General features: G+C 45.2%; 24 protein-coding genes. 6 read left to right on the top strand and 18 right to left on the bottom strand.

Annotated features, from left to right (window positions below):
• Window positions 1-176: 176 nt before the first annotated feature.
• Window positions 177-1118, top strand: coding sequence for an LCP family protein (locus B2M23_RS14075; protein WP_013381362.1), 942 nt, complete (start codon window positions 177-179; stop codon window positions 1116-1118).
• 53 nt (window positions 1119-1171) lie between these two features.
• Here B2M23_RS14075 and B2M23_RS14070 read toward each other — a convergent pair whose 3' ends face one another.
• The 9 genes from B2M23_RS14070 to dhaK all read right to left on the bottom strand — a co-directional run bounded on the left by B2M23_RS14070 (window position 1172) and on the right by dhaK (window position 10103).
• Entirely contained in the window at window positions 1172-1894 is a 723-nt protein-coding gene (locus tag B2M23_RS14070) for a hypothetical protein (protein ID WP_038350664.1), read from the bottom strand.
• Window positions 1895-2716: a tyrosine-protein phosphatase gene (locus B2M23_RS14065; protein ID WP_038350665.1), complete on the bottom strand. Its 822-nt coding sequence runs from the start codon at window positions 2714-2716 to the stop codon at window positions 1895-1897.
• 12 nt (window positions 2717-2728) lie between these two features.
• On the bottom strand, window positions 2729-3463 hold the full coding sequence (locus B2M23_RS14060) for a CpsD/CapB family tyrosine-protein kinase (RefSeq protein WP_038350666.1): 735 nt from the start codon (window positions 3461-3463) through the stop codon (window positions 2729-2731).
• Window positions 3463-4173: a YveK family protein gene (locus tag B2M23_RS14055; RefSeq protein ID WP_052237018.1), complete on the bottom strand. Its 711-nt coding sequence runs from the start codon at window positions 4171-4173 to the stop codon at window positions 3463-3465. Before B2M23_RS14055 ends, B2M23_RS14060 begins: the two co-directional genes overlap by 1 nt.
• Before the next feature lie 120 nt (window positions 4174-4293).
• Complete coding sequence (locus tag B2M23_RS14050) at window positions 4294-6168, bottom strand: polysaccharide biosynthesis protein (RefSeq protein WP_038350667.1); 1875 nt, start codon at window positions 6166-6168, stop codon at window positions 4294-4296.
• Window positions 6169-6353: 185 nt separating this feature from the next.
• The gene (locus B2M23_RS14045) at window positions 6354-7745 is read right to left on the bottom strand and encodes a VanZ family protein (protein WP_052237019.1); all 1392 of its coding nucleotides are present in this window, start codon (window positions 7743-7745) and stop codon (window positions 6354-6356) included.
• 169 nt (window positions 7746-7914) lie between these two features.
• Window positions 7915-8298 carry a dihydroxyacetone kinase phosphoryl donor subunit DhaM gene (dhaM, locus tag B2M23_RS14040; protein WP_013381369.1) on the bottom strand — a complete coding sequence of 128 codons (384 nt, stop codon included), beginning with the start codon at window positions 8296-8298 and terminating at the stop codon, window positions 7915-7917.
• Window positions 8299-8301: 3 nt separating this feature from the next.
• Complete coding sequence (gene dhaL, locus B2M23_RS14035) at window positions 8302-8943, bottom strand: dihydroxyacetone kinase subunit DhaL (RefSeq protein ID WP_052237020.1); 642 nt, start codon at window positions 8941-8943, stop codon at window positions 8302-8304.
• Window positions 8944-9110: 167 nt separating this feature from the next.
• Window positions 9111-10103 (bottom strand): dihydroxyacetone kinase subunit DhaK, encoded by a 993-nt coding sequence (dhaK, locus tag B2M23_RS14030; RefSeq protein WP_038350668.1) that lies wholly within the window; start codon window positions 10101-10103, stop codon window positions 9111-9113.
• Between the two features lie 553 nt (window positions 10104-10656).
• Here dhaK and glpK point away from each other — a divergent pair.
• From glpK to B2M23_RS14005, 5 genes are all read left to right on the top strand, one after another.
• Window positions 10657-12153, top strand: coding sequence for a glycerol kinase GlpK (glpK, locus tag B2M23_RS14025; protein ID WP_038350669.1), 1497 nt, complete (start codon window positions 10657-10659; stop codon window positions 12151-12153).
• 162 nt (window positions 12154-12315) lie between these two features.
• Window positions 12316-12948 carry a glycerol-3-phosphate responsive antiterminator gene (locus B2M23_RS14020; RefSeq protein WP_052237021.1) on the top strand — a complete coding sequence of 211 codons (633 nt, stop codon included), beginning with the start codon at window positions 12316-12318 and terminating at the stop codon, window positions 12946-12948.
• A 141-nt stretch (window positions 12949-13089) separates the two neighbouring features.
• A complete protein-coding gene (locus tag B2M23_RS14015) occupies window positions 13090-14577 on the top strand; it encodes an NAD(P)/FAD-dependent oxidoreductase (RefSeq protein WP_038350670.1) in 1488 nt (495 codons plus the stop codon).
• A 3-nt stretch (window positions 14578-14580) separates the two neighbouring features.
• Window positions 14581-15855 carry an NAD(P)/FAD-dependent oxidoreductase gene (locus B2M23_RS14010; protein ID WP_038350671.1) on the top strand — a complete coding sequence of 425 codons (1275 nt, stop codon included), beginning with the start codon at window positions 14581-14583 and terminating at the stop codon, window positions 15853-15855.
• The gene (locus B2M23_RS14005) at window positions 15852-16211 is read left to right on the top strand and encodes a DUF1667 domain-containing protein (protein ID WP_013381377.1); all 360 of its coding nucleotides are present in this window, start codon (window positions 15852-15854) and stop codon (window positions 16209-16211) included. Before B2M23_RS14010 ends, B2M23_RS14005 begins: the two co-directional genes overlap by 4 nt.
• 86 nt (window positions 16212-16297) lie before the next feature.
• On the opposite strand, the gene B2M23_RS14000 is transcribed toward B2M23_RS14005, so the two are convergent.
• The 9 genes from B2M23_RS14000 to B2M23_RS13960 all read right to left on the bottom strand — a co-directional run bounded on the left by B2M23_RS14000 (window position 16298) and on the right by B2M23_RS13960 (window position 25374).
• Window positions 16298-16930 carry a chitobiase/beta-hexosaminidase C-terminal domain-containing protein gene (locus B2M23_RS14000; protein WP_038350672.1) on the bottom strand — a complete coding sequence of 211 codons (633 nt, stop codon included), beginning with the start codon at window positions 16928-16930 and terminating at the stop codon, window positions 16298-16300.
• 141 nt (window positions 16931-17071) lie between these two features.
• Window positions 17072-17584 carry a transcription repressor NadR gene (locus tag B2M23_RS13995; RefSeq protein ID WP_038350673.1) on the bottom strand — a complete coding sequence of 171 codons (513 nt, stop codon included), beginning with the start codon at window positions 17582-17584 and terminating at the stop codon, window positions 17072-17074.
• 29 nt (window positions 17585-17613) lie between these two features.
• Window positions 17614-18474 (bottom strand): carboxylating nicotinate-nucleotide diphosphorylase, encoded by an 861-nt coding sequence (nadC, locus tag B2M23_RS13990; RefSeq protein WP_038350674.1) that lies wholly within the window; start codon window positions 18472-18474, stop codon window positions 17614-17616.
• Window positions 18452-19750: an L-aspartate oxidase gene (locus B2M23_RS13985; protein ID WP_038350675.1), complete on the bottom strand. Its 1299-nt coding sequence runs from the start codon at window positions 19748-19750 to the stop codon at window positions 18452-18454. The genes nadC and B2M23_RS13985 overlap by 23 nt, the downstream gene beginning before the upstream one ends.
• Before the next feature lie 14 nt (window positions 19751-19764).
• Entirely contained in the window at window positions 19765-20673 is a 909-nt protein-coding gene (gene nadA, locus B2M23_RS13980) for a quinolinate synthase NadA (RefSeq protein ID WP_038350676.1), read from the bottom strand.
• A 161-nt stretch (window positions 20674-20834) separates the two neighbouring features.
• Window positions 20835-22259, bottom strand: coding sequence for a hypothetical protein (locus tag B2M23_RS13975; RefSeq protein ID WP_038350677.1), 1425 nt, complete (start codon window positions 22257-22259; stop codon window positions 20835-20837).
• Between the two features lie 103 nt (window positions 22260-22362).
• Window positions 22363-22776, bottom strand: a complete 414-nt coding sequence (locus B2M23_RS13970) for a hypothetical protein (RefSeq protein ID WP_038350678.1) — start codon at window positions 22774-22776, stop codon at window positions 22363-22365.
• Window positions 22777-22888: 112 nt separating this feature from the next.
• Complete coding sequence (locus B2M23_RS13965) at window positions 22889-24097, bottom strand: aspartate kinase (protein ID WP_013381440.1); 1209 nt, start codon at window positions 24095-24097, stop codon at window positions 22889-22891.
• 32 nt (window positions 24098-24129) lie between these two features.
• A complete protein-coding gene (locus B2M23_RS13960) occupies window positions 24130-25374 on the bottom strand; it encodes a homoserine dehydrogenase (RefSeq protein ID WP_038350679.1) in 1245 nt (414 codons plus the stop codon).
• Window positions 25375-25425 lie beyond the last annotated feature (51 nt).

Raw genomic sequence — 25425 nt, 5'->3', positions numbered from 1 at the left:
TTATATCACATTACGAAAACAAAATACACCCCCTATTGTCCCAGATGGATAATATTGTTCCCGGTTACAATTGCATTTTTCAAAGTTCCTGTTAAATAATTTGAATTATAATAGAAAGCGCAGTGGAGATATGGTATAATTGTCAATTATAAAATAAATAAGGAGTGTCTTTTTATATGGGAAAAAACAAAGCCGGCGGCATGAGCACCGGAAAAAAAGCAGCTTTGATCATTGTAGCTGTCATTTTTGCTCTTATCTTGGGGGGTGGCTTATATGCCTACTCATACATTCAGAATACCATGAACAAAATGGATAAGGTTGATATTTCAGATAATGCTCAGGATCTGGGTATTACTGAAAACAAAAACGGAGAGATTGTCAACATTGCGCTCTACGGTATCGACGCCGCTGAAGGCGAGACTGGCCGTTCCGACTCGATCATGATCCTGACTTTAGACAATGTCCATAACCGCATCAAGCTGACCTCTGTCATGCGTGACTCTTATGTTGATATCGCAGGCCACGGAATGGATAAAATCAACCACGCTTATGCATTTGGCGGCCCTGAGCTCGCAATCCGCACGCTCAACGAAAATTTTGGTCTGAACATCACAGACTTTATGTCCGTCAATTTTACCTCAATGCCTGAAATCATCGATATGCTCGGCGGCGTCAGCATTGACATCACTGATGAAGAAATCGCGACCGGCCAGATTCCAGGACTTTACCAGTCCGGTACTCAGCTTTTAACCGGTGAGCAGGCTTTGGCTTATTCCAGAATCCGTTATGCCAGCGGCAATGACTTTAAACGAACTGAACGTCAGCGGACTGTCCTGAATGCGCTTGTCATAAAAATGATCCAGCAGCCTGTAACCAGCTATCCAGGCCTGATCAGTGATCTTGCCCCTTATATCACCACCAGCCTTTCTAACCAGGAAATGCTTGATATGACTGCCAAATACGGTTCACTTGCCAAGCAGGGGATCCGGCAGAATCGTTTCCCGCAGGATGATGACGCCAATGGGCAGATGATTGATGGTGTGTATTATCTGGTATTTGATATTCCAACGGTCCGTGAAAAAATGGATGCCTATATCTTTGAAGATCAAAGCGTCTGATAAAAATTACTATAAAAAAAGAACACCGCATTGGGTGTTCTTTTTTTATGGCTTTAATAATTGTTTGTAAAAGTGAAGGTAGAACTTGCTCCTTTACTGTCTGTAACTACTACTGTGTGTTTTCCAGACATATAGCTCGTTACCGTGCCAATGACCTCCATTGCCTCGCCGTCAAGCGTAACAGATGTAATCTGCTCCGGACTGCTGTAGGCCAGGGTTACAAACTCAGAACTGACGGTTCCCCCATTTGCAAGCCCTGCCGGTGTCTGGGCAGTAATCGTAGGTCCCTGTGCCTGTGGTACTATATCACCTGTATAGGGCTCAGATTTAATTTCAGAAGCCTTTTTTCCGCTTTCTTCAGAGATAACCGCATTAGGGTCAATTGAAAACCTTATAACGGCTTTACTGCCGTTATTGTCTTCGACAATGATCTCATAACTGCCTGGGTTAGACAGCAGAGCCTCCGTTACCTTTTCCTGGGACTGCGGATCGTTCAACGATGTTCCATTGATAAAGGCGTCCTTTAAATCAGAAGCTTTAAACGCGACAGACACATCGCTGTTTGTCACATTGTTTTCATTAAAAAGATTATTTGAGGTGATCGTAATCGTTGGCGCAGTGGTTTTGTCCGTATTTTGTACGGTTGCAGTCGGCTGGCTCGTATTTGCCGCGACTTTCTTTTTGCCGTCATTATTCCAGGTTTTTAAACCATACACAATAAGGACACAAAACACCACAAACAGAATGACGATCACTGTATTCTTTACATGTTTCATTTACTGAATTCCCACCCCTCCTAAACGTTTTTTGCCGGTCTTCTTAAATGAAGGGAAAAAATGATGTTTTTTCTTAGGGCTGTATTCGACCGGACGGCACTCAATCGTCCCCTTATTGCTAAGAACAATTGCCGGATTCAAATTCATAATTTGCTCAAATTTTTTACGGCCAACAATTTCTTCCGCACGATCCAATGCTCTTTCCATCAGTTCGTAGCTTTTAACACGGTGCGCATCGCTGGCCAGAAACTGGACCATATTATGCTCCAGCATGATCTCAGCGGTCTCTTTCGACGCACTTCCGTAAAAACCTGTTAAGCTCAATGCGTTTGTCTGTATATAGGTTCCTTTATCCATAAAATCCAATAATATATTAGGATCTTCCCTGACAAAGTCATATCTTTCAGGATGCGCTAAAATCGTTGAGTATCCCTTTGCCTGTAACCGGTAAAGAAATTCCTGCAAATGTTCCACGCTTGAATCATGCCGCATGGTTTCCACTAAAAAATAATTACTTTTGTTCAGGGTGGTAAACTCACCTGTTTCAACCATCTGTATCATATCCGGTTCGTAATAGAGCTCATTTCCCAAAAACAGCTGTATATTGATATTCTCTTCCGCAACTGCTTTTATCAAAGCTTTTAATCTTTTTTTATTCTCAGCAACTCTGGAAACAAAATTTGTATAGCTCATATAGTGCGGCGTTAAAACAACACCGCGAAAACCTGTCCGTTCAGCAACTCTGAGCATTTCAAGACTGTTTTCAATTGTTGGGGAACCATCATCGATACCGTATAGCACATGCGTGTGTATATCAATCATACTGTCTGCCCCTTACTTTACTCTTTTTTCTTTGATTTTCCGCTGCTTCTTCTCTTTCTTGCTTTGATGCTGATCTTCCTCGTAAGCACTGTAGTAATAGTAATATCCGCTCCGCTTGCTTACAGGCGCGTTATTCGCTACGACACCGACAATATTTCCATTGACGTTGCGCAGTGTTTCAAGGGCCATGCGTATTCCTTCCTTATTGGTTACACTGATCGCCGCAACTACAATATAACCATCTGTTACATGCGAAAGAACCGCGGCATCTGTCACAACGCCAACTGGCGGCGCGTCAATCAGAATATAATCAAAAGCCAGTTTAAACTGGTTGATTAATTCAATAAGCCGCTTGCTGGCCAGAATTTCCGAAGGGTTTGGCGGGATAGGGCCTGAAGAAATCATAAAAAGATTTTCCACATCGGTTGTCTGGATCGCTTCTGTTGGCTCACATTCTCTTAAAAGTATATTCGTCAGTCCTCTTTTATTGGGCTGTTCAAACAAGCGGTGAATTCTGGGACGACGCAAGTCACAGTCAATCAAAAGCACTTTCTTTTTTGACTGGGCAAGGGCAACAGCGTAATTTGCAATAATCGTCAACTTCCCTTCGCCTTTACCTGTGCTTGTAATTGTAAGAACCCTCATTTCGTCATCAATGTCGGCAAAGGTAATGTTGGTACGCATATTCCTGAAAGCTTCAGAAATTGGATCTTTAGGAGATTTATAGGTGATTATGGAATCCTTCATTATTTTTTACCTCCTTCAGACTGAGTCATCAGCTCTTCAGAATGTGGTATAACCGCGACAACCGGTACCCCATCAATAAGCTCTTTTAATTCCTCAACAGACTTAACGCTGGTATTGAGCATTTCTCTGATAAAGATAATAAAAACACTCACAACAATACCAAGTAAAAAGGCAATCGCAACATTCAGTTTTAAATTCGGAGAAACTGGATTGGAATTGACCTCTGCCGCGTCAACTACCTGCAAATTACTGATCTTCATCAATTCGCCAATATTGGACATGAACACCTTCGCTGTTTCATTGGCAATGTTAGCTGCCTCAACAGGGTCTTTATCTGTAACCGTAATCTTTATCAGCTCTGTATCATTCACGGTTGTAACATCAATCATTTTAGAAAGCTGTCCGTCGCTTAAATCAAGATTTAAATTATTTTCAACCTCTGAAACAACACTTTTACTCTTTGCGATTTCACTGTAGGTACCAACTAATTTCTGGTTAGTCAATACTTCATTATAGTTCGCATTGGCATTTGTATCAGAATAGCCTTCCGATTTACCGATCATTAATGTTGTGTAGCTGCTGTACTCTTTGTTCATAAAGAAGATGGTAAATACTGAAACCACAATCATAAAACACAACGTTAAAATGACAATAAATTTCCAGTTTTCCTTTAACATATCCAATATGTCATGTAAACTAATCTCTTCCATCAAAATTTTCCCTTCATTATTTTATATACTTTAAATTATAACTATTTTATTATAACAAAAACAATTATAACTTAAAAGAGAAAGAGATACAAGGAATTTTTATATTCCTTGTATCTCTTTTTAAATATTAGTTTCACGGTTAGGGTGATAGTCTGGAACGATTATTTTCAATTGCTCAATCACTTCTGCCATCGTCCCGCTATCAACAATTTGTTTCAACTTTTCAAGCTCATCATGTATTACTATTTCATCAAAAACCTCTGGCTTTTCAACAAAAATATCTTTATACCGTGTTTTATCAAATTCAGCCATATCGTAGGAAAGCTCTTCGTATAATTTTTCCCCTGGTCTCAAGCCTGAAAAGACAATCGGCATCTCTGTGTAAGGCTCATAACCCGAGAGACGGACCATACGCTCGGCCAAATCCTTAATTTTAACCGGTTCCCCCATATCCAGCACAAAGATCTCTCCACCGTGGGCGATACTGCCGGCCTGAAGAACCAGCTGTGTTGCCTCAGGAATGGTCATGAAAAACCTTTCTATATCGGGATGGGTGACTGTCAGCGGTCCTCCGTTTGCGATTTGTTCTTTAAATATGGGAATAACGCTGCCATTGCTTCCGAGAACATTTCCAAAACGCACTGCGACAAACTCTGTTCGGTTATGCTGATCGTAAAGCTGGATCAGCATTTCACAAACACGCTTAGTCGTTCCCATTACATTTGTAGGCTTGACAGCCTTGTCTGTGGATATCTGCACAAATTTTTCGACTTGATACTCAACACAGGCGTCCAACACATTTCTTGTACCAAAAATGTTGTTTTTTACCGCTTCCTTTGGCGTCTTCTCCATCAGCGGGACATGCTTATGCGCCGCCGCATGGAAGACCACCTGCGGGCGATAACGTTCAAACAGACTGTTGACACTGGCTTTATCGCGAATACTTGTAATCTCCAGATCCAGACGTATGGCATAGCCACTTTCAATTTCCAGTTCATGGATATAGCGCCGCAGCTCCAGCTCTAAATAATATAGCGTATTCTCATAAATATCCAGTATAACAAGCTGCTTCGGCTGATACTTGATGATCTGCCGGCAGAGCTCAGAACCGATGGAACCTGCACCGCCCGTCACCAACACCACCTTGCCTCTGATAAACTCAGAAATGACACTTTTATCCAGATGGATTTCATCCCGGTCCAGTAAGTCTTCTATTTGCAGGTCTCTCAGCTTGCTGAGGCTGACGTCATAATTCAGGATGTCATCAAAACTGGGTAAAACCCGGACTGGACGTCCTGTTTTATGGCAGATCTCCGCAATTTCATTCATTTCCTTTTTAGGAACAGACGGCAGCGCAATGATGATTTCGTTGACCTGTTCATCCTCAACAATTTCGGGAATATCTTCTCGGCCGCCTAAGACTGTCAGACCATTGATTTTCTTTTTCTGTTTATAGACATTATCATCCACAAAACCAACGACATAGCTTTTCATCTCGCCTGCCGCCAGCTCCCTTAGAATCTTAATACCCGCTTCACCTGCGCCGACGATCAGTACATTCCTGCAGTTGCCTTTACCTCCGACTCCCTGTTTTATGCGTCTCCCGGTTCGATAGAAAATGCGGATCGCCCCTACCATGATCAAGTCAAATACAAATGACAGAATCTGAACAGTCGTCGGAATCCCTGCGCCGATGGCAAAATACAGCACAAAGGTCAGAATGTTCGCGAGAATAACAGAAAAGGTTATCTGCCAGAGCTCTTCAATGCTTGCATAACGCCAAAGGGTGTTGTACATACCAGTGATGAAAAAAACAACCACCTTAATGCCGATCCCCATGGCTAAAAACCAACGCGCGCCACTGACAAAATTAAAGGGAATTTTAAAATTGTACGTCAGCAAAAACGCAAATAAATAGGATAAAAAGAGTACCACCGCATCCAAGAAAATCAGGAATGCAACACGTACTGCCATATCCTTGGAATCTTTTTTCATTAACTTCTCCCATGTTCTCAGACATATTAAAAGCATTATTGTTTTAATCAATAATGCCTTCTAATTAATTTATTTATAAGTGATTATACTATTAAACAACCGATAAATCAATTTTTTATTTTATAAATCATCTAAACTTTATGCTGCTAAAAATTAACAGCACTGCCCATTGTTGAGAACACATTTTATTGAAGCTTTTCCAGGGTAATTAAGCATACTTCAGGATTATCCAGAATTCGTACCGGTATGGTTCCACTGCTGCCAATCCCTCTGTTTACAAACATAACCTTATCATCCATATGATAGTCCCCTGCATAATACTGGGGCCAAAGGCTATACTCTGGGGAAAACATTCCGCCCTTTAACGGCACATAAATCATTCCGCCGTGAACATGGCCTGTTAACGTCAGGTCTGCCCCCCATTTGGCATAAGCTTCAAAATAAAGTGGGTTATGAGCCATCAAAACCACAAACCGTGAATCCTCTGCCGGACCAATCAATTCTTCAATATGCTCCGATTTAAGCTTGAGCTTATCAAAATCCGGATTTCTTCGATCTCTGTAATAGGTCATCTCTATTTCCAAGCCGTACAGGTCAATGCTCTCACCTTCTTTATTCAAAACGACCTTCCCATTATCCAGACGAATAACCCCCAGCTCTGCAATACGCTCAAAATATACGCTCGCACTTTTGGGATCTGTTATTTCATCAACACTCTCATGGTTGCCTGCCGTATAGTAAATCGGAATATCCGGGTCAAGCTTTGGGATCAGCTCCAGAAACACCTCTCCGTCATCATCCTGGGCGGCGTTCAGCATATCACCGGTTGCCACAATAATGTCCGGCTCCAATTCATTAATCGTTTTTGCCAGTCCCTCATTATTATCTGGAAATTTTTTTGAGTGAAAATCCGAGATCTGCAGTATTTTATAGCCATCGAAGGCTTCCGGTATATCCGCTGATTTCATGGTATATTTTGTGGTCACCAGGATATTCTTACCGAGATACAGGTAAAGGCAGCATAAAACAATCACAAAGATAACACCGGTAATCCCCCAGAGAATTCCATGAATACGGATGTCACGGATGGCTTCTTTCCATGGTCTGCCATTTTTGATGCGCCTTATCCAGTTGATGAAAATGACAAAACTGATCCCTAAAAGCGCTCCGCCAGTATCAATACATACGTCTCTGAATTCACAGCTTCTGCCTGGAACAAAACGCTGGTGGAACTCATCGGTGCACGCATAAAGGAAACAAACCGCAACAGCCATCAAAAAACGCTTTTTTCGGCTGACTTTTTTTCCGATTGCAGTGTATACTAATATGCCCAGAATAAAATAAATAGAGGCATGCGCTGCCTTTCTGATAAAAAAACTGATCCACAATTGCAGATGATTCAGTTCTATCTGCCGTATATCTGGAAAAACAGTCTTGATGGCATGGAGTATCGCTCCGACAACGCTTCCGCTCAAGGAGGATGATTCTGTGGAGTTTTGTGCTGAAAACATAAAGATAATGCCCATCCATACAACCACGCTTATCCAAAGAACTGCTTTTTTTTGCTTTTCATTCATACCGCATTCATCCTTACCCTTTTGCACAATATATTTTTTTCTAATATTTTTACAATAATATCATATTTTTAATGAGATTTCAAGAATAGTGCCCCCTCGATTACAATTCATCAAAAAAAGGAAAGAGGACCGTGCATAAACGTACGGTCCTCTTTCCTGCAATAATTAATTAGAATTTTGGCTGGGTTTTAGCCTGCGCTAAAACGTCCATAATCTGTTCCATCGAAGAGCCAATTGAAGCTTCAACCGCTCCAAAGATTGTTCCCTCAACAACAGGAGTATCGACAATTTTAATCTTTTCAGGATTGTCAGACATCTCGATGGCCATTTCAGAGGTCATGATGGCTGACCCCATATCGACTAACATAATCACGCCATCATCGGACATAACTTCATTGATGGCATTGGTGATCTTTTCCATATCAGTGCCAATGCTGCCATCCTGAAGACCGCCTGCCGCTGCAATCTTTGCATCAGCCGCCATCTGCAGGGCCAGTTCCTTAGCGCCTTCCGCTACTTTCTGTGAGTGTGATACAACAACGATTCCTACCATGGTTTACGCTCCGGCCTGTTCTCCAGCTTCTTTCGCTGCCTGAATTAAATAGGTGATAGAGGTTGCTCCAGGATCCTGGTGTCCGATGCTGCGTTCACCCAGATAGCTTGCGCGGCCTTTGGTTGCGATGATTGTTTTGGTATACTCGACGCCGTCCCATGCAGCAGCTTCAGCGTCCGCCAGTGCGTCCGCAATGCCTTTTCCTTCACAAATAGCTTTATCATAGGCTTCTTTGGCTGGTACAATGGCATCAAGCATGGTTTTTTCACCTGTGGTGGATTTACCACGCTGCTTGATCCCTTCAATAGCAGCTTCCAGAGCTGCGCTGATATCCTCAGCGGTCAGTTCATCCTTTCCCTTGGAGGTCATTCCAGCCTTCATGAACGCAGTGCCATACAATGGGCCGGATGCGCCGCCAACAGTGGAAACCAGTGTCATACCAACCCCCTTTAAGATATCGTCAATGTTCTTTTCTTCAAATGTGGGTAATTTTTCTTCAACGGCTTTCATGCCGCGGCTCATGTTAATACCGTGGTCACCATCACCGATGGCCTGGTCCATGTCGGTCAGAGCCTGACGGTGCTCCTGCATTTTATCATTAAACAGGTGAATAAAAGTTAATACATTTTCTTTTGTTGCTGCCATAATTAATTCCTTTCTACTATTAAAAGAAACACAAAGACACAGAGCCGGAGGTTCCGTGCTGCTTTCTCCATATCCTCTCCGTATCTCTGTGTTATTTTTAATATGCTCTAAAATGACAGGCCTAACCGGCCTGTCACTATGATATCATATCTAATTTAAAGAATTACTTAAAATTGTGTTAATGCAATGGTATCTGCCGGTGCGTTCAGCAGTTCCTTCATTTCGTCGTCCAGTTTTAACAGACTGATGGAAGCCCCAGCCATATCGATTGAGGTCATATAGTTGCCAACAAAAGTTTTGGCAATCTTGATGCCTTTTTCGGTTAATACATCGTGAACACGTTTGTTAAGAATGTAAAGCTCCATCGCAGGTGTTGCGCCGCCGCCGTTAACCATGACAGCAACTTCGGAGCCGGAGTAGTCAATATCTGCTAAAATCTTTTCAAGCAGATGGTCTACGATTTCGTTCGCCGGTCTTAAAGCTTCGCGGTGGGTTCCCGGTTCGCCGTGGATACCAATACCGATTTCCATTTCATCTTCTGCCAGTTCAAAGCCCGGTTTTCCTGCTGCAGGAACGGTTGATGGTTTGATGGCAACGCCCATGGTGCGCACATTGGCGATGACTTTTTCAGCAACAGCCTTAACGTCTGCTAAAGGAGCGCCTGCTTCTGCCTTGGCTCCGGCAATTTTATGAACAAAAATGGTTCCGGCAACGCCGCGGCGGCCAGTTGTATAAAGGCTGTCCTGTACTGCAACGTCATCGTTTGTAACAACAGAAGCCACTTCAATGCCGTCGCCTTCTGCCATTTCAGCCGCCATTTCAAAATTCATGACATCACCGGTGTAATTCTTGATGACTAATAACACACCGTTTCCGGCATCAACTGCTTTGATTGCTTCGTAAACCTGATCCGGTGTTGGAGATGTGTATACAGCGCCGGCTACCGCAGCATCTAGCATCCCTCGACCGACAAAACCGCCATGAGCTGGTTCATGTCCACTGCCGCCGCCGCTGACAAGCGCTACTTTTCCTTCTTTTTTATCTGCTCTTACCAGTACGTCTAAGCCTTCAAGGCGTTTAACATAATCCGGATGGGCATCGACGATCCCTTCAAGCATCTCGTTTTCAACGTTTTCAACATCATTGATAAATTTTTTCATAAGAATTCCCTCCTAATGAACTTTGGTTATTTAATTTATACTATATCACAGTTTTACCCAATTGATAAGTTAATTTTTCAATTGGCAAAATTTTATGTTTGTTGAACAAAAAAACACTCTTTTCATCTATAAAATGATTTTTGGGGGATTCCTGATTATTTCTGAAAAAAATTTCAGAATCCCCTTAAAGCCCCTTAAACAGGCGCCTCTCGACTTTGTTAAAAAATTAACTTTGTTTTTAGATTGTAAATCCTTTACACAATATCCAGATTGTGCTATAATATCATTAAATCGAACTGAGAGCGACACACCTTATATAAAGGTGATGTAATCGCAGACATGTCAGTAGAATTGTTGTTATCTAAATATTGGGCAGGAGTCTAGGAGGGCCACACTTTCGCATTGCATAAAAAGAATATGTTAATGTTGTTAGTCTGTGCCTTTTTTTAATGAAAACTGTACCATTTATTAACATTTGGTTTATTTATGCTGATAGTATTTCAGAAGCATAATTAAATAAATATATTTTAATTTATTTTAGGGGGTTATACTTATGTCTAAAAAGTATGTATTAGCACTGGATGCCGGAACCACAAGTTCAAGAGCGATTTTATTCAATCATGAAAGCGAAATTGTAAGCGTTGCACAGAAAGAATTTACTCAGATTTATCCAAAACCAGGTTGGGTTGAACATGATCCAATGGAAATTTGGGCTACTCAGAGTGGTGTTGTAAGTGAAGCAATGGCAAAAGTTGGCGCAACCGCTGATGATATCGCTGCAATCGGTATTACAAACCAGCGTGAAACCACCGTTGTTTGGGATAGAAAAACAGGCGAACCTGTATATAATGCAATTGTTTGGCAGTGCCGCCGTACCGCCAGCTATGCTGATGACTTTAACGCCATTCCTGGCTTCGCTGACTATGTTCAGGACAATACCGGTCTTATTCTTGATCCATACTTCTCTTCTACTAAATTATTATGGATCTTAGACCATGTTGAAGGCGTTCGCGAAAGAGCTGAAAAAGGCGAATTAGCATTTGGTACCATTGACACATGGCTGCTCTGGAAATTAACTGAAGGCAGAGTTCACGCAACAGATTACTCTAACGCTTCCAGAACCATGCTTTTCAATATCAAATCACTTAAATGGGATGAAAAATTATGTTCTGAATTCAAATGCCCAATGTCCTTATTACCAGAAGTTAAACCTTCCTCCGGTGTTTTCGGAAGCACTACTTTATTCGGTGGCGAAATTCCAATTGCCGGTATCGCTGGTGACCAGCAGGCAGCCCTCTTTGGACAGGCTTGCTTCGAACCTGGTATGGCTAAAAACACCTATGGCACAGGCTGCTTCCTGTTGATGAACACAGGGGAAAAATTCGTTAAATCTACAAACGGCTTGTTAACAACCATCGCATGGGGCCTTGACGGACAGGTTGACTATGCTCTTGAAGGTTCTATTTTCGTAGCTGGTGCTGCTATCCAGTGGCTGAGAGACGAATTAAAGATCATCGATACTTCCCCAGACTCTGAACATTTCGCTAAGAAAGTTCCAGATACAAACGGCGTATACATGGTACCTGCTTTCACTGGCCTGGGCGCTCCCCATTGGGATGCTTACGCTCGTGGCGCAATTGTTGGTTTAACACGTGGCGCAAATAAATGCCATTTAATCCGTGCAACTCTTGAATCATTAGCATACCAGACAAAAGATATTCTGGACGCTATGGAAAAAGACTCCGGCGTATCCCTGAAATCTCTCAAAGTTGACGGCGGCGCATGCAACAATGATTTCTTAATGCAGTTCCAGGCTGACATCCTTGGTGTTCCAGTAGACAGACCGTCTATCGTTGAAACTACCGCTATGGGTGCTTCCTACTTAGCTGGTTTAGCTGTAGATTTCTGGCATGGTAAAGAAGAAGTTACCGACGCATGGAAAATCGACAGAACCTTCGAACCAATGATGGATTCCGAAGTTCGCGCTAAACTGTACAAAGGCTGGGTAAAAGCTGTAGAATGTGCAAAGGGTTGGGAAGAAGCTGAATAAGCCTCTTTGTTATCAAAAGTAAAAATGAACGGTTTTTGTCGGGGAGTTTTCGGACTTTCCCGGCAAAAACTTTAACAAAAGTACAAAAAGTCTAAAAAAACTATTTACCTCCGAATGCCTTTATGCTAGAATACAGGCATAGATGAGTCTAAGGAGGACCTAATGTCGACAAGAAAATGTTTTCTTATGTTTCAAGCGAATCCGATCATCGCCGCTGTCAGAAATCCCAAGGATATTCACGACGCCATCGCGTCGGACACACAGATTATCTTTTTACTGGGTGGTAACATCTACAATCTCAAAAAAATGGTTGAGTATGTGAACCACGCTGGTAAGTATGCCTTTGTCCATCTGGATCTTATCAAAGGATACGCCCAAGATAATTACTTTATCAAATATCTGAAGGAAGAGATCAATCCTACTGGCATTATCTCGACGAAGAATTCTCTCGTTGCCCGTGCCAAGCAGGAAGGTCTGATGACCATACAGCGTTTATTTTTATTGGACTCGTCCGCCATGGACGTTTCCATCAACTCGGCAAAAAAAATCCGGCCTGACGCCGTTGAGATTTTGCCCGGACTCGTTCCCAAGATTATCCACAGTGTAAAAAAGGAACTGACGGTTCCAATCATCACTGGCGGGTTTATCGAGACAGAAGAAGAGGTTCGTTCTTGTATCGACGCTGGTGCGATCTCTGCCAGTACCTCATATAAGCCGTTATGGGACGCCTTTTCAAGCATAAAAAGTGAGCAAAATAATAGAGAAGATGAACCCCTTAAACCTGATGGAGAATAAAAACTAAATCAATGGCAATGGAGAGCCGCACTAATTTTCTTAGTATTTTAAATTTCTGAGAAGATTGTGTGGTTTTTTTATTGAACAACTAACTTTGTCTATATTTTTAAATATATTATAACAAATCAAGGAGGATTTATTATGTATGATATCGCTATTATAGGCGCTGGTATTGCCGGTTCCTACATAGCCCGGGAGTTATCCCGCTTTCAGTTGGATGTGGTTCTGTTGGATGGAGAAAATGATGTGGGAAATCAGATCACCATGGCAAATTCAGCTATCGTTCATGCTGGTTTCGATGCGCCTTCCTATAAATTAAAGGGTAAATTCAATGCCGCCGGTAACATCATGTATGAAAAAGTATGTGATGATCTGGATGTTCCTTTTAAACGTACCGGGTCTCTGGTCGTTGCCCATACTGAACACGAAATGATGAAGCTCCACGAACTCTATCAGAACGGTCTGGTTAATGGTGTTCCGGATATGCGTATCCTATTCAAGGATGAAGTCCATGAAATGGAACCAAACATCAACCCTGATATCTGCGGTGCTTTATACGCTGGTACTGCCGGCCTTGTTTCACCTTTCGAATTATGCGCCAAGGTTGCTGAAAATGCAGTTGACAATGGTGTTACACTTAAATTGAACCATCTGGTAACCAATATCCAGAATAAAAATGGCTCTTTCTTAATCAAAACTACTGGAGAAGACATCGAAGCCAAAATTGTTGTCAACGCTGCCGGTGTTTATGCTGATGACATCTATAAGATGGTTGGAGAACCTTACTTCAAGCTTTTAGCGCGTAAAGGAAACTACTTCATCTTTGACAAAGAAGTTGGCGGACTGGTTAACAACGTTATCTTCCCATGCCCAACCAAAAACGGCAAGGGTATCCTCGTTGCCCCAACCGTACACGGCAACCTGTTAATCGGACCAGATGCCTCCCCTGTTGAAAAGGGTGATATCTCCACCACACAGGATAAGCTTGACTACATTAAGGAAAACGCATTGAAGAACTGCCCAACCTTAAAGAACAGCTTCAACAAAATTATTCGTTCTTACGCAGGTACAAGAAACACACCTGTTGCGGATACCTACACGACCACTGACGGCGACTTCATCATCGAAGAATCTCCGGTTAAAAACTTTGTCAACTTCGCTGGCTACGAATCTCCGGGCCTGACCTCTATTCCGGCTGCCGGCTGGTATGTTGTTGAAGAAATCATTATCCCAATGCTCGAACGCCAGGGCATCGACGTAAAGGAAAATGAAAACTTCAATCCTAAAAACAGAAAGCACGTTTACTTTAACGAACTGTCTGAAGAAGAAAAACGTGAGCTGATCGCTAAAGATCCTAAATACGGTAAGGTTATCTGCCGTTGCGAAACCATCACAGAAGGCGAAATTCTTGACGTTATTCACCGCAGTGCCGGTGCAACCACTGTTAAGAGTGTTAAAAAACGCTGTCGTGCCGGTATGGGACGCTGCCAGGGCGGTTTCTGTTCTCCGAGAGTCGTTGAAATCTTAGCGCGGGAACTGGGTTGTGAAATGGATGATGTTATGTACGATTCAAAGGACAAAGCATATATCCTGTGCGGAAAAACAAAATCTAACGGGGAGGAAGCATAAGCAATGATTTATGATGTAGTTATTTTAGGCGGCGGCCCTGCTGGCCTTGCTGCGGCTGTAGAAGCAAAAAAAGACGGTGCTGAAAATGTGCTGATTCTGGAACGTGACCGTGAACTCGGCGGTATCCTGAACCAGTGTATCCATAACGGATTCGGCTTACATACATTTAAAGAACAGTTAACAGGCCCTGAATATGCAGAACGTTATATTGATCAGGTTGTTGAACTGGGAATTCCCTATGAACTGAACACCATGGTTCTTGACATGGAAGACAAGGGCGACACTAAAATCGTTCACGCCATCAATGAAGAAGACGGCTATACTGCCATTGAAACTAAATCTGTTATCCTGACCATGGGCTGCCGCGAACGTACCTCAGGCGCCATTGGTATTCCGGGTTACCGCCCCGCCGGTGTTTTCACCGCCGGTACCGCGCAGCGTTTCATCAACATGGAAGGCTACATGGCTGGTAAGGAAGTTGTAATCCTGGGCTCCGGCGATATCGGACTCATCATGGCACGCCGTATGACGTTGGAAGGCGCTCATGTGCAGGCGGTCTGTGAATTAATGCCTTATTCCAACGGTTTGGTTCGTAACATTGTGCAGTGTCTGGATGACTATGATATCCCATTGAAGTTATCCCACACCATCACCTTTATCCACGGCAAAGACCGTATCGAAGGCGTTACCGTGATGCAGGTCGGTGATGACCGCAAACCAATTGCTGGAACAGAAGAATTCATCCCATGTGATACCCTTCTCTTATCCGTTGGTTTGATTCCTGAAAATGAAATCTCCCGCAACGCAGGCGTTGATATTGACGGCCGCACCAGTGGTCCGGTTGTCGGAGAGCTGCGTGAAACCAGCATGCCTGGCGTATTTGCCTGTGGTAATGTTGTACATGTACATGACCTGGTTGACTTCGTATCCGAAGAATCTGTACTGGCTGGTAAAGGTGCTGCCAAATATATCAAGGGTGAATTATCCACTGAAACAAACTTTGACACTGTCAACGGCGATGGTATCTCCTATGTTGTACCACAGCACGTTTCTTTAGCCAACATGGACGATGCCCTGACTTTCTACATGCGTGTCCGCAACGTCTATGCCGACAGTGTTGTCAATGCCTATATTAACGGTGAAAAGATCGCTACCAAAAAAGCCAGAAAATTCCTGCCTGCTGAAATGGTAAACTTCAATATCAAAAAAGAAGTACTGGAAAAATACCCAAATGGTAAAATAGAATTTATTGTCGAACCGAAGGAGGCAAAAAAATGAAAACTAATGTAACATGTATTTCATGCCCTTTAGGATGCCAAATGGTCGTTGAAGAAAAAGACGGCAAATACACTGTAACGGGCAACACCTGCAAAAATGGTGAAAAATATGGGATTGAAGAAGTAACCAATCCTAAACGCGTGATCCCGACCACTGTTGTGATCAACGGTGCTTTAATGGCTCGTTTGCCCGTCAAAACAGCCGATGCTGTGCCAAAAGGAAAAATCTTTGATGTCATGAAAGAAATCGACAAAATTGTTGTCGACGCTCCTGTCAAAATGGGCGATGTCATCATCAAAGACGTTTTAGGCACTGGTGTGGATGTTGTTGCGACTAAAACCATGCCGCGCGTATAAATCCTCGTTCTTTACCTACTAATCTCTTATACATAAAAAGAACCGCTCAATTGAGCGGTTCTTTTTATTATTGTCTGACCGTCCAGTTATTCCTCTTCTTCATCCACAGGCTGGTAGGTGGTTCCGTTAATGATCAGGGAACCATCGTCCCAGATAGCGTTGGCGTCAATATCGTATTTAGCCTCCTTGCCATCGTTATTGATGTAAGTTAGCGTCGCCTTTAACGGGTCCTCGTCGCTGGACATTGTAATGGTATAGGGTGAACTGCCAGTATCCGAGCCGTTCTGCCATTCAAGGGAACGGTCATGGTTAAAGATGATTTTGGAATCACCACTCTGGTAGGTGCCGCGGATATAGGATGTAAACATCAGCGCGCCCGAGCTTTGATCGGTCTGTTCCATATTTTTAATAGTGTAGGTGGCTTCAACAACCTTCCCCTTACTGCTGCCTTCCTTAGTGTAGGCCTTCAGGGTTGAATCATAGTTGATCTTCAGTGGCATTTCAGGATTATATTCATTGCCGCCATCCCTTGGGTCAGAGCCGTCGAGGGTGTAATAAATCGTTCCGGTTCCGGCATTTGAAAGGGTGACTTCCTGTTCACCATAGTATTCTCCTGATTCCAGAGATATTTTTGTGGTCAGATCTTTTCCGCAGCCGCTGAGCGACGGGATCAGGAGCAAAAGAATCATAAAAAGTGCGATTAAATGTCTCTTTTTCATTTCTTACCTCTTTTCCTTGATGATTCTATTATATAACGGTTTCATCAAAAAAGAAACCCTTATTTATTGTCATTTATACCCATTCGGCCCTTTTGCGAACAACGAAAAAAGCAGAAGCATTTAACCGCTTCTGCCATATGTTTATTCAACGCCTATGAGAATACCTACACTTTGCAGGGCCTCTTCAACCTCATCCAGAATACTCTCGGAATCTGCTTCCACAGTGTGGTAATGCTCGCCGCCGGTAATATCCGTCAGAGGCTTTACCCCCTGATTTTTTACCTTATCCACAAAGAGGCGCACATCCCGCCTGGAAAATACATTGAGCTCAGCTTCAATTTTACCGTAAATAGCATGTCTGACAAAGACGTCCACAGCTCTTGCCCCTGCATCCACGATACGGTTAAGCTCATCCTCAATCTGATCGGGCTCGTGGCAGACTTTAAAGACCCGGCTGACATAGGCAGGCTGGGTCATAATATAGCCTCGATGTGTGGAGATAATGCCCGGGCAGTTCGCGCGGATCAGGGCAATGTCCTGAACGATAACCTGCCGGCTGACATGAAACTTTTTTCCCAGAAAGGCGCCGGATACGGGAGCTTTGGTGGTCCTGAGCACATCCATAATTTCCCTGCGCCGCTGTTCTCCGTCCAAATAATCACCAACCTTTCTTTCTCTGTATTCTACGCTTTAACTGGCCTGAGATTCTTGAGTGAAAAGTCCAGAATGGGTGCGGAATGCGTCAGCGCACCGCAAGAGACATAATCGACGCCAATCTCAGCAATCTCACTCAGACGTTCAAGGGTAACATTGCCCGAGCACTCCGTCTCAGCACGGCCATCAACCATGGCCACTGCTTTTCTCATGGTCTCGCTGTCCATGTTATCCAGCATGATAATATCCGCTCCGGCCTCAAGGGCTTCCTCCAGCATCTCAAGATTTTCAACCTCTACCTCGATCTTGCGCACAAAGGAAGCGTATTCTTTTGCCATGGCCACTGCCTTTTTCACACTTCCGGCAGCGCCGATATGGTTATCCTTCAGCAGAATACCATCGGACAGGTTATAGCGGTGGTTATAGCCGCCGCCAACCTTGACAGCGTACTTTTCAAAAACACGCATATTTGGCGTAGTTTTACGCGTATCCAACAGCTTTGTCTGGCTCCCCTCCAGCACATCGGCCAGACCTCTGGTATAGGTGGCGATGCCGCTCATACGCTGGAGAAAATTCAGGGCGGTCCGTTCGCCAGTGAGCAGACAGCGGATATCACCGGTGACAATGCCGATAACGGCGCCCTCTGATACCTTATCGCCATCCTCACAGTAAAGTTCAAAAGCAGCGGTATCGTCTAAAAGCTCAAATACCCGTCTGAAAACGCCGATCCCGGCCAGCACACCGTCCTGTTTACAGATAAGCTCTGCCCTGCCCTGCCGGGGCTCACGCATGACCGCGTTTGTGGTAATGTCCTCACTGGTCACATCCTCCCGCAGGGCGCTCAGTATTGCCTCGTCAACATTTATTTTAATTGTTGCACCATTGTTCATAAAAATGTGTGTCCTCTCTCTTAATTTCCTCTAATATCAATGATTTGTAATCCGGAACCACCTGAGGCGCTGACAGCATCGAAAAAGCCGGCAGGCCCAAGGCCATGCTGCGCCGCGGCTCTGCCGCGATATGCCGGGCTGCCCTTTCGGCAAAGACCAGGCTCTCCAGCAGGGAGTTGCTGGCGAGGCGGTTGGCCCCGTGAACGCCGTTGCAGCTGGTTTCCCCCACCGCGTACAGATTCTCAAAGGAGGTACGGCTGTCCAGGTCGACCTCAATGCCGCCCATAAAATAGTGCTGGGCCGGTGTGACGGGTATAGGCTCCCTTGTCATATCGTAGCCCTCTTCCAGACAATGCCTGTAAATATTCGGAAATCGCCCCTTGATGGCCTCTGCCCCGAGATGAACGACGGATAAACGTACATACTCCTTGTGGTCAATGGCCTTCTGCTTCTCGATGGCCTCAGTCAGCAGATCTCTGGGAAGCAGCTCATTGACAAAGCGCTCGCCCTTGGCGTTTAACAGAATACCGCCCTCTCCCCTGACCGATTCGGAGATCAGAAAAGAACGGCCTGGCTTTTGGGAATACAGGGTGGTGGGATGGATCTGGATATAATTGATGTTTTTTACCGCAATGCCATGCCGGATGGCAATGCCCAGAGCGTCCCCGGTAATGTGTGGATAATTGGTGGAATAGCGGAACAGGCCGCCCAGGCCGCCTGTTGCCAGTACAATGTTTTCCGCGTAAAGCGGGAAGGTTTCCCCTGTTTTGCTCCGGGCCATAATGCCAGAGCACCGGCTGTTTTCGCAGATCAGGTCGATCATGGTGGTAAACTCGTGAAACTCAATGTTTCTGCGGGTTTTTACCTGTTCCAGCAGCTTGCTGGTGATCTCCCGGCCAGTCACATCGTCGTGGTACAGGATTCTGGGGGTAGAATGGGCCCCTTCGCGGGTAAAGGCAAATTCACTGCCCTTCCGCCTGAAGTCCACCCCATAGCGGACCAGCTCGTCAATGATATGGGGCGAGCTGTTGATCATCACCGATACGGCCTGTGGGTCGTTCTGGTAATGGCCGGCTTTCATGGTATCCTCGTAATAGCTTTTATAGTCCTCAGGACTCTTCAGCATACAGATACCGCCCTGGGCCAGGAAGGAATCGCTGTTTTCAGCCTCATCCTTGGTAATCATGATAATTCTCAAATTCTGGGGCAGCTTAAGGGCACAGAACAGACCTGCCGCCCCGGTTCCGACGATAATAACATCGGCATGATTCTTCATTTTCACACACTTCCTTACTGTGCTAACTCGTGCATTTTTTTAAGGGAACAGGATGCCTGCACACGCAGCTTCTCATCCATTTCCATTGTATTGTCAAAGGTTTCAAGGGTATTCAGGATTTTTTCCAAAGTATTTTTCTTCATATTCTCGCAGATACAGAGGTCATCGACCATATAAAAGGCCTTGTCCGGGTACTGCTTTTTCATCTGGTGCATAACGCCTTCCTCAGTAGCGATGATATAGCTGTCGCCGCCATCCTTTCCCGGAAAGTCGATGATACCCGAGGTGCTTCCAATATAGTCGGCCAGAGCCAGGGCCTCCGGGATACACTCGGGATGCATGAGCACCTTGGCGCCGGGGTGGTCTTCCTTTGCCCTCCTGACAAGTGCTTCGCTGATGCGGGCATGAGTCGGACAGAAGCCATTGTGGAAATAGAAGGTTTTTTCCGGCAGCTTTTCAGCAATATGGCGGCCGAGATTGGAATCCGGCACAAAGTAGATTTCCTTCTGAGGCATGGCGGCCACAACCCGCTCAGCGTTGGATGAGGTGACGCAGACATCGGCACAGGCCTTGGTTTCGGCGGTTGAGTTGATATAGCAGACCACAGCCGCATCGGGACATTCTTCCTTGAGCTGCCGGATATCCTCAGGCGTTACCATATGGGCCATTGGGCAGTCGGCCTCCATATCTGGCATGAGCACGGTTTTATCCGGGCTCAGGATTTTCGCGCTCTCTCCCATAAATTCGACGCCGCAGAACAGGATGACCTTTTCACTGGCCTCTGCTGCTTTTTTGCTGAGCAGGTAGGAATCTCCCACATAATCAGCTATATCCTGGATGTCACCGGTCACGTAATAGTGTGCCAGAATCACGACATCCTTTTCCTTTTTGAGCTCTAAAATCCGCTCAACCATCTCGTTCATAATTCTCCTCCGTGTATACAGTCTTTCCAACTATTATAGCATCTGTCTTGTCACATAACAAGCATCGTTGTAAATTTATCAAAGTTTTTGCTGAAAAAGCGCATAAAAAGACCTCTTTGCCACTAAAAATCGTTGACAAAGAGGCTTTGGACTGGGCATTCTCAGCCCGTAATAAACTGCGCGGTAAAGAGGTTGCTGTTGAGGATCAGCAGAAAAATCAGAACGCTGATGATGGAAACGTAGACCCGCTTCTGAAGCTTACTGGGTGTATCCCGCCCAACAAGCACCAGGTCCCGGATACCAAATACCATGATAAACACAATAACAGCATTGACACCAAGGGTATCGTAGGAGGCAAAGGTGGTGGGCAGAAGCACCAGATAATACATAAAAGCCAGCGGCACAAAGAGTAACAGCAAAATAACATCCGCCGCCTTGCGCCTGGTTTTATAGTAGGTAACCAGCGACAGGATAAAGAAGAACAGGACGCAGAATACAAAAATGCCGGCCACCATCTGGTTATAGGGCGTCACTGCCAGATTGATGGGGTCTTTGTAGTAGACGGCTGAGCCGAAAAAGGCCTCAACGATCTTATTCAGACAGCCTGGCACCACGGTACCGAAGAACCACAGCAGGCGGCCGCCAAAGGCCCCGAGAGAGCTTGCCGGGTCCAGTCCAAGGTTAAGCACCCGCTGCGCCGAGCCTGCCAGAGCCTGGGAGATGCCGAAATAGATGGCAGTTCCCCACACAAAGAGCAAAGCAAAAAAGCCGACGTATTTCACCGAGGATTGAGCCGCCCTGTTAAAATAAACGTAGCCAGTCAGCAGGACAAAGGTCACCATGGTGGGAACCTGAGCCAGCAGGAAGGTCACGAGCAAAAAGACCAGTGACAGCAGCAGCGCGATATAAGCGGTTTTGAGGTCACGGTCTGCCAGTGCGCTGTCAAACCGGTCATACAGAATAACACAGACGCCGGCACAGCAAACGGCCGGGATAAAGGAAACCAGGCTTGCATAGGCGGTGAAATCTGTGATCACCGAAAAGGCCATGAGGACTGTGGTTACCAGAAAAGCCACCAGGTCATTGTGCGATTTACTCCGGCGCCACTGATCCAAAAGAAGGCCGAAAAGCACGAGAAAAGCCACGTTAAAGGCTCTGAGCATCCAGGCGCTTTCTGGTGTCAGGCCTGAGAAAAGATTTTGAAGAACGCCCTCAAAGGCCCGTCCATTCTCGATTGCCCGTGGGATATTCTCATCAAAAGTCTGGGTGAAGAACAGGTAATCCGTCGGGTAACGGAACTGCGGCAAAAGCAGCAGCAACGCGGTCAGGATAATGACACCGGACAGCACAACACCGTACCAGTTGTACTGCAGCCACTCCTTCGGCGTCTTTTTGGGGCCGTTATTGGTAATGTACCACACCACAGTGCCGGGAATACCCGGAAATAAAATTAAGAATACAATTTCAAGAGGCAGCGCCCCTCCCGGCAGCACGGGAATTAAGACAGCGCCCAGGGCGATCAGGACAATAAAATAAGTAATAAAGCCATTTCTGAGCTTTCGATTGTCGCCAATGGTTTTTTCCATTTCTAATTTCTCCTTTTTTCATCATATTCTTTGATTACCCAAAGGAGACTGAAATGAAACAAATAAAAAAGCAGCGTGTCTTATATGCACGCTGCATAAAGGCTTATTCTATTCCTTTCAGGTCAAACACCATTCCCTGGCAGAACTTGAGGTTTTCTGCGGGCTGATTGTCGATGATCTCAAAGCTTTCGTGGGGGATCTCAGTTCTGTAGGACCAGACATAGGGGCCTTTACACCATCTCACCTCGATAGGGCTGGCCTTTTCCTTTGCCTCCTGTGAATAGATACAGTTACAGGGGCAGTCCTCGAACAGGCCTTTTTCCGTAATATAAAGGGTGCCGCCGTCAACGGTCTGGCGTTCCTCCTCGATGGCACCGTGAAAAACCGTCCGGTCGTCGGAGCAGCCAAAGACAATGACAAAGCCAAGTTCTCTGGCCTGTATGATTTCATCCTCTGTCATTTCCTTTTTATATTCTCTGCCGTCTAACAGTGCCGCAAAATCCTGAATTGTTTTCATACTTTCCCTCCTCAGCACGATTTCTTACTCTATATTATAGCGCAGATTTTCTCTGATGAAAAGCCGGGGATAAAAAAACCGGACCGCCTTAAAGCAATCCGGATAAAGTATATTACATATCGAATTTTTTATGAATATGGATCATGGCTTCCTTGGCCCGTTCCTTATCGATCAGGCAGGAAATTTTGATTTCAGAGGTGCTGATGGTCTGGATATTGATGCCGAGCTCAAAGAGGGATTCAAAAAATTTAGAGGCAATTTCCGCATTGGCAACAATGCCGGTACCCACAACAGACAACTTGGCAACGCCCTTGTCAAAGGCAACCTTCTGGGCTTCGACCTCAAAAGCAAACTTCTGGGATACTTCTACTGCTTCCTGAAGCTCGTCGGCATCGACGGTGAATGAGATATCATTGACCGCGGTGCGGTTAACATTCTGCACGATCATGTCTACGTGAATATTGGCGGAGGCCAGCATGCTGAACAGCTTGAAAGCAATCCCTGGCTGGTCCGGTACTTCAAAAATTGATATTTTAGCGATATTTTCGTCTAACGCAATTCCTCTAACTAACACTTTTTCCATTTTAACATCCTCCTTGATAATCGTTCCTTCGTTATTATTATAGCTCGATCTTACGATGAGCGGCATTTTAAATTTTTCAGCAAGCTCCACAGAACGCGGGTGCAAAACACCGGCGCCAAGACTGGCCATTTCAAGAACCTCCTGATAGGAGACCTCATCCATTTTGGTGGCTGTGGGCACAACGCGCGGGTCTGCATTATAGACCCCATCCACATCGGTATAAATTTCGCAGCATTTTGCCTCTAAAGCCGCTGCAATGGCCACCGCACTGGTATCAGAACCGCCTCGGCCCAAAGTCGTGATATCGCGGTTTTCATCCACTCCCTGGAAGCCGGCCACAATGACAATCTTTTCATCGGCAAGCTCTCTCTCGATACGGGCAGTGTCTATGCCGCTGATACGGGCGCGCTTGTGCACGTCCGATGTCTGGATGCCGCACTGAGCGCCTGTCAGGGACACCACATCATGGCCGATGGTCTGGATGGCCATGGCTAAAAGGGAAATGGACACCTGCTCACCTGTGGCCAACAGCACATCCATCTCGCGGCTCGGCGGATTCGGATTGATGGCCAGAGCCAGATCCACCAGCTCATCGGTGGTTTTTCCCATGGCGGAAACAACCACAACGACCTTATTGCCGGCATTTTTCGTCTCCACAATCCGCCTTGCAACTCGCTTGATTTTTTCAACCGTGCCGACGCTGGTGCCGCCGTATTTCTGCACAATTAAATCTTCCATACATACTCCTCTTTAATAATGTTCTCTTTTATTTATTCATAGATGCGCGCGTAGAAGCACTCGCTCTGTTTTTCTTTGATTTTGGCAACCATGGCGTCAAAGACATCTGCCTCCACCGGCTCGGTCATAAAGAAGACCCGGTTGTCGCTGACAATGATATTTTTGCGTGCGCAGACCTCATCCACAGCGTTTAAAGCATGCTCGAAGGTATCGTGGCTGTCAATGTCCACACGCAGGTAATACTTGCCCTTAAAGGCGCCAACGCCTTTTTTGTCCAGCTGTTTCCTGAAGACCAGCGGTTTGGGGAAATTATTGTCCTTAATGCAGTTGATGATGTAAAGGGCATCGCCCACCACGGCGTTGGCTGTGGCGTCCTTGCCTGCGCCCTTGCCGTAGAACTGAAGCTCTCCGATAATGTCGCCCACAATGGAGATAATGTTGAATTCGGAATTAACATTGCTCATAATGGAGGCTTCCTTAAACATCACCGGCTCCACAGTGGTATAGACCTGGTTTCCTTCCTTTAGCACAGAATGGCCCAGATACTTGATGATATAGCCGTAATCGCCGGCCATCTCGATATCCACAGCGCGCACATCAGACAGGCCGCGCTTGCGCACATCCTCATCCTTGATGATGCCGCCGTAGGCCAGTGAGGATAAAATCGCCAGCTTTCTGGAAACATCATAGCCCTCAATATCGGCTGTCGGGTCTGCCTCCGCAAAGCCAATGCTCTGGGCCAGCTTCAGGGTATCCGCAAAATCGGCCCCTTCCTCAGTCATCTTGGATAGAATGAAATTGGTGGTTCCATTGAGAATTCCCTTGATTTCATTGACACGGTTAATCTTTAATTCTTCCTTTAAAGAGCCAATAATGGGAATCCCGCCGCCGACGCTGGCCTCATAGCGCAGAATCACATTGTTTTCCGCCGCGATGGTCAGCAGCTCCTCAAAATACTCTGATATAACAGCCTTGTTGGCGGTTACCACATGTTTTCCGCTCTCCAGCGCCCGCTTGATGAGGCCATACTCAAAATCCATACCGCCGAGAAGCGCAATGACAATCTCAATCTCCGGATCGTCCATAATGTCATCCGGGTTCGTGACCACGCGGGCCACCTTGTCTTCCTCTGCTACCTTCTTGTTGGGATCCTTATCCAGAATTTTGGTGATCACAACTTTTTCGTCCAGGTTCTTGGCGAACCTTCCCTTGTTTAAATTGATGAGCTCGTACACACCGGTTCCGATGGTTCCGAACCCCAATAATCCAATATTCAAATGATTTTCACCTCTGTAAATGTATTCATGAAAAAAACACTTGTTTTTATC

The sequence above is a fragment of the Eubacterium limosum genome, assembly GCF_000807675.2.
GTDB classification, from domain to species: domain Bacteria; phylum Bacillota; class Clostridia; order Eubacteriales; family Eubacteriaceae; genus Eubacterium; species Eubacterium limosum.
This window is presented reverse-complemented; position numbering and strand designations above follow the sequence as displayed.

Bases quoted from the DNA above. Each gene is read 5' to 3' on its own strand.
- B2M23_RS14075 (WP_013381362.1), top strand. From the start codon at position 177: ATGGGAAAAAACAAAGCCGGCGGCATGAGCACCGGAAAAAAAGCAGCT.
- B2M23_RS14070 (WP_038350664.1), bottom strand. From the start codon at position 1,894: ATGAAACATGTAAAGAATACAGTGATCGTCATTCTGTTTGTGGTGTTT.
- B2M23_RS14065 (WP_038350665.1), bottom strand. From the start codon at position 2,716: ATGATTGATATACACACGCATGTGCTATACGGTATCGATGATGGTTCC.
- B2M23_RS14060 (WP_038350666.1), bottom strand. From the start codon at position 3,463: ATGAAGGATTCCATAATCACCTATAAATCTCCTAAAGATCCAATTTCT.
- B2M23_RS14055 (WP_052237018.1), bottom strand. From the start codon at position 4,173: ATGGAAGAGATTAGTTTACATGACATATTGGATATGTTAAAGGAAAAC.
- B2M23_RS14050 (WP_038350667.1), bottom strand. From the start codon at position 6,168: ATGAAAAAAGATTCCAAGGATATGGCAGTACGTGTTGCATTCCTGATT.
- B2M23_RS14045 (WP_052237019.1), bottom strand. From the start codon at position 7,745: ATGAATGAAAAGCAAAAAAAAGCAGTTCTTTGGATAAGCGTGGTTGTA.
- dhaM (WP_013381369.1), bottom strand. From the start codon at position 8,298: ATGGTAGGAATCGTTGTTGTATCACACTCACAGAAAGTAGCGGAAGGC.
- dhaL (WP_052237020.1), bottom strand. From the start codon at position 8,943: ATGGCAGCAACAAAAGAAAATGTATTAACTTTTATTCACCTGTTTAAT.
- dhaK (WP_038350668.1), bottom strand. From the start codon at position 10,103: ATGAAAAAATTTATCAATGATGTTGAAAACGTTGAAAACGAGATGCTT.
- glpK (WP_038350669.1), top strand. From the start codon at position 10,657: ATGTCTAAAAAGTATGTATTAGCACTGGATGCCGGAACCACAAGTTCA.
- B2M23_RS14020 (WP_052237021.1), top strand. From the start codon at position 12,316: ATGTCGACAAGAAAATGTTTTCTTATGTTTCAAGCGAATCCGATCATC.
- B2M23_RS14015 (WP_038350670.1), top strand. From the start codon at position 13,090: ATGTATGATATCGCTATTATAGGCGCTGGTATTGCCGGTTCCTACATA.
- B2M23_RS14010 (WP_038350671.1), top strand. From the start codon at position 14,581: ATGATTTATGATGTAGTTATTTTAGGCGGCGGCCCTGCTGGCCTTGCT.
- B2M23_RS14005 (WP_013381377.1), top strand. From the start codon at position 15,852: ATGAAAACTAATGTAACATGTATTTCATGCCCTTTAGGATGCCAAATG.
- B2M23_RS14000 (WP_038350672.1), bottom strand. From the start codon at position 16,930: ATGAAAAAGAGACATTTAATCGCACTTTTTATGATTCTTTTGCTCCTG.
- nadC (WP_038350674.1), bottom strand. From the start codon at position 18,474: ATGAACAATGGTGCAACAATTAAAATAAATGTTGACGAGGCAATACTG.
- B2M23_RS13985 (WP_038350675.1), bottom strand. From the start codon at position 19,750: ATGAAGAATCATGCCGATGTTATTATCGTCGGAACCGGGGCGGCAGGT.
- nadA (WP_038350676.1), bottom strand. From the start codon at position 20,673: ATGAACGAGATGGTTGAGCGGATTTTAGAGCTCAAAAAGGAAAAGGAT.
- B2M23_RS13975 (WP_038350677.1), bottom strand. From the start codon at position 22,259: ATGGAAAAAACCATTGGCGACAATCGAAAGCTCAGAAATGGCTTTATT.
- B2M23_RS13970 (WP_038350678.1), bottom strand. From the start codon at position 22,776: ATGAAAACAATTCAGGATTTTGCGGCACTGTTAGACGGCAGAGAATAT.
- B2M23_RS13965 (WP_013381440.1), bottom strand. From the start codon at position 24,097: ATGGAAGATTTAATTGTGCAGAAATACGGCGGCACCAGCGTCGGCACG.